Origin of the sequence: Rahnella sp. BCC 1045 (assembly GCF_019049615.1) — a bacterium.
GTDB lineage: Bacteria > Pseudomonadota > Gammaproteobacteria > Enterobacterales > Enterobacteriaceae > Rahnella > Rahnella contaminans.
In genome coordinates this window covers 74,453-81,428 of sequence record NZ_JAFMOZ010000118.1, presented here as the reverse complement: position 1 = coordinate 81,428, position 6,976 = coordinate 74,453, and the positions used below count along the sequence as shown (strand labels likewise).

Annotated in this window: 5 protein-coding genes; 3 read left to right on the top strand and 2 right to left on the bottom strand. The window is 55.9% G+C overall.

All coding sequences use genetic code 11. The annotated features are described in order from the left end of the window. Nucleotides 1–83: 83 nt before the first annotated feature. Together J1782_RS09290 and J1782_RS09285 are read right to left on the bottom strand one after the other, a co-directional pair. Nucleotides 84–1,190, bottom strand: coding sequence for a suppressor of fused domain protein (locus J1782_RS09290; protein WP_152325521.1), 1,107 nt, complete (start codon nucleotides 1,188–1,190; stop codon nucleotides 84–86). 157 nt (nucleotides 1,191–1,347) lie between these two features. Then, nucleotides 1,348–2,244: a LysR family transcriptional regulator gene (locus J1782_RS09285; protein WP_152325520.1), complete on the bottom strand. Its 897-nt coding sequence runs from the start codon at nucleotides 2,242–2,244 to the stop codon at nucleotides 1,348–1,350. A 345-nt stretch (nucleotides 2,245–2,589) separates the two neighbouring features. Here J1782_RS09285 and J1782_RS09280 point away from each other — a divergent pair, with 345 nt between their 5' ends. The 3 genes from J1782_RS09280 to abgT all read left to right on the top strand — a co-directional run bounded on the left by J1782_RS09280 (nucleotide 2,590) and on the right by abgT (nucleotide 6,976). Beyond that, nucleotides 2,590–3,906, top strand: a complete 1,317-nt coding sequence (locus tag J1782_RS09280; protein ID WP_165059547.1) for an amidohydrolase — start codon at nucleotides 2,590–2,592, stop codon at nucleotides 3,904–3,906. Then, nucleotides 3,906–5,360: a M20 family metallopeptidase gene (locus J1782_RS09275; protein WP_254303021.1), complete on the top strand. Its 1,455-nt coding sequence runs from the start codon at nucleotides 3,906–3,908 to the stop codon at nucleotides 5,358–5,360. The genes J1782_RS09280 and J1782_RS09275 overlap by 1 nt, the downstream gene beginning before the upstream one ends. A 92-nt stretch (nucleotides 5,361–5,452) precedes the next feature. Then, a complete protein-coding gene (gene abgT / locus J1782_RS09270; protein ID WP_217152995.1) occupies nucleotides 5,453–6,976 on the top strand; it encodes a p-aminobenzoyl-glutamate transporter in 1,524 nt (507 codons plus the stop codon).

Sequence of the window (6,976 nt, the reverse complement as noted above, 5' to 3'; positions counted from 1 at the left end):
CCCCACCCCAACCCTCCCCTTCGCAGGGGAGGGAGCAGATCGGTATTCTTACTCATCTCTGTTAGAAAACTGAGAGAGTGACATCACATCACCGCACTCCTCGGCGCAAACACAAACCCGATTCCATTCTCGATCATCGCGGCGACCAGTTCAAATCCACCGTTCGGTTTTCCTTTTGCGTATTCCAGTTCACTGGTAAATATCGGGCTGACCCAGAACTGATTCACCGGGTCGCCGTAAATCTCAGGCAGGTCCATTTTATCGGCCGGTCCGCACAGTGCGGAGGAAATGACGTGGCCTTCGAAGCCCAGAGGTGCCATCGGAGACATCAGCGTGTGGCCTTCGCCGAGCCAGCTAAGCGTGGTCCACGGGATTTGCGCATAACCGGACAGCGCGCTCGCCATCTGCACGGCGTTTTCTTCGGTCACGTACTCTTTCCCGACGGAAAACGCCAGTTCAATGCGGCGATGCTTTTCGGCTTCATCGTTGAAAATGATGTCGATTTGCGGCATCGGGCGGATACTCATACCGACGGTGAAGAAGTAATAATTCTCATCGTCTTCGTGCTGGGAAATCGCCATCGGAGGCCAGCTGCCCTGGTTAATCAGGTAATATTTCAGCGAAGGGCCAAAGCGATCTTCGTAGGATTCGAGCAGTTTTCGCTGGATTTTCGGCCACGGATTGCTGAATTCATTTTGCCAGTCACGCCAGAAAAGACGGGTTTTTTCTGCCAGCTCACACTGCGTATTGGTCGAGGCAGACCCCAGCGGGAAGGTCAGCGGGTTCTGCGCGATGCACCCGGCGGAATAACACACCGAGTGATCGATATACAAACTCCAGCCGGGGATCACCGCCAGCAGCAAACCCTGATACCACAACGCCGCGCCGTCATCGCTTTCGTTCCACAGGATCTGAATCTGCGACGGATCCAGCGGCGCTTCGCCTTCCAGATTGCGGCAATAAGGCGCGGCCAGCAGCGGCGCGATGCCCTGTTCGGTGGCGGCGGTGTCATCGTGCAAAGGCGCAGGCACCAGATTACGCACCCAGCAGGCACGCATTTTCGGAAAGCGGTCACGCAGATCTTCCCGGGCGAAAATGTAGAAATACACCACGCGGTTGTCCTGTTCGACCAGCGCGGTCAGGGTTTGTTTGTCGTTACTGACTTCAGCAACAATGTCGGACTGGCGCATATGACCTCGGCAATATTAGGAAGCTTATTATTCCCTGTGATGGTCAGTGTAGAACGGATAAGCCAGCCCGATAACGGGCAATATTCCCAAAAATCCCCGATAAATCATCAAAACACGCGCTTTTTACGCGAATGCGGTTTGTTACCGGCAGAATTGATTACCGGCAATAAAGTCGGAACAGTTGTGCCAGATGTGCCGCCATCGGCGTCAGCGTGGTGTCACGCCGCTGAATGAGATAGAACGTCGCGGTCGGCAACGGCAGATCCAAATCGAGTGCCACCAGGCTCTGGCCGATCACCGGATCGTTAATCACATCCACGGATAACACACTGAGAAAATCCGTTTTGGCAATCAGGCTGGTGCAGGACATAAACGTCTCGCAAATCACGCTGATATTCGGTTCCGCGTCCATCTCGCTAAACACTTCACTGAGCAGTTTGTAATAGCTTCCGCGCGGCGTCGGCATGGTCCAGTCGCAGTGAAGCAATTCTTTCATCGAACGCGCGTTTTGCATCGGGTGTCCGCGTCTGGCGACCACGCGGTACTCTTTATCCATCAGCTTTTCGTATAACAGTTCGTTATCAAAGGGACCCTGATAATAGGTGTTTACGGTAAAATCCAGCTCGCCCTGACGCAGTTCAGGGATCATCGACACCAGCTGGCCTTCTGCGATACGCACTTTCACATTGGGGAATTCCCGGTGAAAACGGTCGATCACCTCAGGCATTATGGTGCGCGCAATGCTGGCACCGACACCGATATTCACCCTGCCGCTGGTTCCGCCGAGGCGCTGGGCGATGTCTTCCTGCGCCACCCGCAGCTCTTCGAGAATCAGGCTCGCGCGTTTAAAAAACGCGTCACCACAATCGGTTAGCGTCACGCCCTGACGGCGGCGGACAAATAATCTCGCGCCCAGTCCTTCTTCCAGCTCTTTAATCGATTTGGTGAGCGCAGGCTGGGAAAGATTGAGCAGACGGCTGGCAGCGCGAATGCTGCCCTGTCGTGCCACTGACACAAACGCCCGCAGCTGATGCATTTTTATTTGTGATGGCATGAGATTCTTTGATAACCCCTGATTATCACTAAGAAGATTTTGGCATCTTATATGCCCTGATCGCTTTGTGTACATTGAAAAACACATAAGGCAGACGTTCGTCATAAAACGCTGACCGATACGACGGCAAAAATGCCGCGATGCAGTCCCTTCCGCCGGGCCTTTTCCTGCGGATTTTTCCTCCAAACGGCAACAAATTACGGGTTACTGGTTTGCGCTTCGCGCCTGCCGGTCTGGGTTTGTTGTGCCAGTTTTCGTGCTCCGGCGCGCACTCCCCCCAAACAAGATTTCCTCCTTTCTGCTTTTGGCAGAAAGCCTGCATGTCTGTAAAAAAGAGAGTCCGTGATGGTTAATGAGATTTCTGAACACGTTGAACAGCTGTTCCCTGCCCTGCAAACACAACGTCGTGACCTGCATAAATATGCCGAATCCGGCTGGCTGGAATTTCGTACGTCCACGCTGGTGGCCGACCGGCTGGAGAAACTCGGGTATGCGCTGAAACTGGGCAAAGACGTTATCGATGCGGATTCGCGCATGGGTTTGCCTTCTGCCGCCGTGCTGGCCGAACACGAGCAACGCGCGCTGGAACAGGGCGCAATTGCCCGCTGGATGCCGCATTTTTCCGGCGGTTTCACCGGCATTGTTGCCACGCTGGAAACCGGACGTCCCGGCCCGGTGATGGGATTTCGCGTCGACATGGATGCGCTGGATTTAAACGAGGTGCTCGATGAGGCGCACCGCCCGTTCCGCGAAGGATTTGCTTCTGCCAATCACGGCATGATGCACGCCTGCGGCCACGACGGGCACACCACGATCGGTTTAGGCCTGGCGGAAGTGCTGATGCAGGCGCGCGATAAGCTTTGCGGCACGATCAAACTGATTTTCCAGCCTGCGGAAGAAGGCACGCGCGGCGCGAAATCCATGGTCGCGGCAGGCGTGGTCGATGACGTCGATTACTTCACCGCCGTCCATATCGGCACCGGCGTTCCGGCCAATCATATTGTCTGCGGCAACGACACGTTCATGGCGACCACCAAACTCGACGTGCGCTTCACCGGCGTGGCGTCGCATGCCGGTGGCAAACCGGAAGAAGGCCGCAACGCCCTGCTGGCAGCGGCGCAGGCCACGCTCGGTTTACACGCTATTCCCCGCCACAGCGGCGGCAGTTCACGGGTCAACGTCGGCGTATTGCAGGCAGGCACTGGCCGCAACGTAGTCGCCTCTTCCGCCATGATGAAAGTCGAAACGCGCGGTTCCACTAATGAGGTCAACGAATTCATTTATCAGCAGGCGCTGAAAGTGATTTCCGGCGCGGCCGAAATGCATCAGGTGAAATTCGACATCAAACTGATGGGCGCGGCGCAAAGCAGTAAACCGACGGCGGCGTGGGTCAATTACATCCATCAGCAGGCGGAAAAACTGGGTGAATTTGCAGAGATTATTGACCGTCAGGAAGGCGCGGCGGGATCTGAAGACGCGACGTACATGATGGAACGTGTGAAAGCGCGCGGCGGCGAAGCCTCTTACGTGATTTTCGGCACTGACCTGAGCGCAGGGCATCACAACGAGCTATTTGATTTCGATGAAAAAGTGATGATGCAGGGCATCAAAACGCTGGCCGCACTGGCGCTGAATATCGCTGAATTCAAAGGGGAAAACTGATGGCTGCTCAGCAAAAGATTGTCAATTTCATCAGCGATTTTATCGATAACCAGCAACCGGCGCTGGCGGAAATCAGCGACGCTATCTGGGATCATCCGGAAACCCGTTTCGCCGAATCGTTCTCTTCAGCATTGCTGGCAGACAAACTGGAAGCCAGCGGATTTACGGTTGAGCGCGGCGTCGGTGGCATGGAAACGGCGTTCATCGCCAGCTTCGGCAGTGGCAAACCGGTGATCGCCCTGCTCGGCGAATTCGACGCACTGGCCGGGCTGAGCCAGAAAGCCGGATGCAACACCGCGCAACCGCTGATCGAAAACGGTAACGGCCACGGCTGCGGGCATAATTTGCTCGGGACGGCGGCGCTCGGTGGCGCGCTGGCGGTAAAAGCCTGGATGGAACGCGAAAAGATTCAGGGCACGGTGCGGTTTTACGGCTGTCCGGGCGAAGAAGGCGGTTCCGGCAAAACGTTTATGGCCCGCGAAGGCCTGTTTGGTGACGTCGATGCCGCGCTGACGTGGCATCCGGAAACTTACAGCGGCATGTTCAGCAACCAGACGCTGGCCAATATTCAGGCGTCGTTCAGCTTCAAAGGCGTGTCCTCACACGCCGCTGCTGCGCCACATCTGGGCCGCAGTGCGCTGGACGCCGTGACGCTGATGAACACCGGCTCCAACTTCCTGCGTGAGCACATTATTCAGGAAGCGCGGCTGCATTACGCCATCACCAATGCGGGCGGTATCTCGCCGAACGTGGTGCAGGCCGATGCGGAAGTGTTGTACCTGGTTCGCGCACCGCAGATGGATCAGGCGCAGGGGATTTTCGACCGCGTGGTAGATATCGCCAAAGGCGCGGCGCTGATGACCGGCACTACGATGTCGATGCGTTTTGATAAAGCCTGTTCCAATTACGTGCCGAACCGCACGCTGGAAAACGCGATGTATCAGTACGTTAAAGCATTTGGCGCACCGCAGTACACGGATGAAGAACAGGCGTTTGCGGCGTCAATTCGCGCCACGCTGACGGAACAGGATATCGATAACAATCTGCTGAACATCTCCCGCACCAGCGGCGCAGAAGGGATGGCATTTGCCGAAACGCTGCGCACGTCACCCCTGACCGACGCCGTTGCGCCTTATGCACCGAACAGCAATATTCTCTACGGCTCCACCGACGTCGGGGATGTCAGCTGGCTGGTGCCGACCGCTCAGTGTTTCAGCCCGTGCTTTGCGGTCGGTTCGCCGCTGCACACCTGGCAGATAGTATCGCAGGGGCGCACATCAATCGCACACAAAGGCATGTGTCTGGCGGCAAAAGTGATGTCCTCCACGGCCATCGAGCTGTTCACGAAGCCTGATTTACTCGCGGCATGCCTGAAAGAGCGGGACGTCCTGCGCGAACACCGTCCGTATCACTGCCCTATCCCGGCGGGCGTAAAACCTTCGCCACTCAGATAAATCACGACGAGTAAACCGCCCGCTCATGCCCCGTTCCGGCAGAGACGGGCGGCATAAATATAAAAAAATCAAACACGACAGAGGGTTAAGAGATGAGTATTGAAGCACAAGACTCCGGCCAGAGCCCGGGAGGTTTTCTCCAGTGGGTAGAACGTGTAGGTAATAAAATTCCCAATCCGTTTTTGTTATTTGTTTATTTGATTGCCATTCTGATGGTCGCCAGCGCAGTGATTTCGTGGCTGAATATTACGGCGGTAAATCCGAGTAACGGCGAAGTTATCCACGTTAAAAATCTGCTGAGCGTGGAAGGTATCCAGTGGATTTTGCCGAACGTGATTAAGAATTTCAGCGGATTCACCCCGCTCGGCTCGATTCTGGCGCTGGTGATCGGCGCAGGTCTGGCGGAGCGCGTCGGGCTGCTGCAAAGCCTGATGTATAAAATGGCGTCGAAAGTGAACGCCCGTTATGCCAGCTATATGGTGATCTTTATCGCCTTCTTCAGCCACATTTCGTCCGACGCCGCACTGGTGGTGATGCCGCCGCTGGGCGCACTGATTTTCCTGGCTGTCGGGCGTCATCCGGTGGCCGGTTTGCTGGCGGCGATTGCCGGTGTGGGCTGCGGCTTTACGGCAAATCTGCTGATTGTGACCACGGACGTGCTGCTTTCCGGGCTGAGTACCGAAGCGGCAAAAGCGATTAATCCGGCGGTTCAGGTCAGCGTTATCGATAACTGGTATTTCATGGCTGCGTCAGTGATTTTACTGACGATTGTCGGGGCCATTCTGACCGACAAATTTGTCGAACCGCGTCTGCCGGTTTATCGCGGCGAACGTAACGAAGAGATGAAGAAGCTGACGCTGGAACAGAACCGCGGCCTGATGGCGAGCGGGATTGCGGCGCTGGTGTTCATCGGGCTGGTCGCGCTGCTGGTGGTTCCGGAAGCCGCACCGCTGCGCAATCCGAAAACCGGCGGCATCATCCCGTCTCCGTTTATTCAGGGCATCGTACCGCTGATCATTTTGTTCTTCTTCGTGATTTCGGTGCCTTACGGCATGGTGACGAAGCAAATCCGCAGCGCCAGCGATGTGCCGGATTTGCTGGTTGATCCGATGAAGTCTATGGCCGGTTTTATCGTGATGGTGTTCCCGCTCTCCCAGTTTGTGGCGTTTTTCAACTGGAGCAATATGGGAAAATTTATGGCGATCGGGCTGACGGATGTGCTGGAAAATCTCGGTATGACCGGTATTCCGGCGTTCCTCGGGCTGATTTTCCTGTCGGCATTGCTGTGTATGTTTATCGCCAGCGGCTCGGCGATCTGGTCGATTCTGGCACCGATTTTCGTACCGATGTTTATGCTGCTGGGCTTCCATCCGGCATTCGCGCAGATCGTGTTCCGCGTCGCGGATTCCTCAGTGATCCCGCTGGCTCCGATGTCGCCGTTTGTACCGCTGTTCCTCGGATTCCTCCAGCGATACTACAAAGAGGCGAAACTCGGCACCTACTATTCGCTGGTGCTGCCGTACCCGATTGTATTTTTCGTGGTGTGGCTGCTGATGCTGGTCGGCTGGTATCTGCTGGGTTTACCGATCGGACCGGGCGTTTATCCGCATTTATAA

What these genes read in the sequence shown, in the direction of transcription:
- J1782_RS09290 (WP_152325521.1), bottom strand. Translation starts at nt 1,190, where the DNA reads ATGCGCCAGTCCGACATTGTTGCTGAAGTCAGTAACGACAAACAAACC.
- J1782_RS09285 (WP_152325520.1), bottom strand. Translation starts at nt 2,244, where the DNA reads ATGCCATCACAAATAAAAATGCATCAGCTGCGGGCGTTTGTGTCAGTG.
- J1782_RS09280 (WP_165059547.1), top strand. Translation starts at nt 2,590, where the DNA reads ATGGTTAATGAGATTTCTGAACACGTTGAACAGCTGTTCCCTGCCCTG.
- J1782_RS09275 (WP_254303021.1), top strand. Translation starts at nt 3,906, where the DNA reads ATGGCTGCTCAGCAAAAGATTGTCAATTTCATCAGCGATTTTATCGAT.
- abgT (WP_217152995.1), top strand. Translation starts at nt 5,453, where the DNA reads ATGAGTATTGAAGCACAAGACTCCGGCCAGAGCCCGGGAGGTTTTCTC.